Annotated in this window: 1 protein-coding gene; it reads left to right on the forward strand. The window is 60.9% G+C overall.

Annotated elements, in window-relative coordinates; genetic code table 11:
• Positions 1–98: 98 nt before the first annotated feature.
• The coding region (locus tag AC1DDH_RS20785; protein WP_476956265.1) for a hypothetical protein at positions 99–379 on the forward strand (281 nt) is incomplete at its 3' end.

Raw genomic sequence — 379 nt, forward strand, 5'->3', positions numbered from 1 at the left:
GCGTGGCGCTGCGTGACATGCTGCACGAAGCATTGATGGCTGGGGCGGCGCTAGACAGGATGGAAGAGTTGAAGCGCTACAATCCTCTCGCTTACGAGATGTTTACTCTCGCCCACGCAATCCCAGTCGGCAACACAACCTACAAGATCCCGGACCTCATCAAGGCCTACCGCACCCTTGTGCCGCGCGCCAAGGGCCTGGAYTTCAAGTCCCACATGGAGGTCTTCCTGCGTTGGCTGGCCATCCGRTATCAGACACCGGCRTTCCGGGAGTCCGTGACAAGTCACGCCGATGAGCTCAAGCACGCTCACATCCAGCGAAGCCAGGAGGTGCGGGACGCGGAGGCTGCCTATCAGCAGGAGCGCCGTAAGTCTCCGGT

The sequence above is a fragment of the Arthrobacter sp. 10T425 genome, from assembly GCF_056393985.1.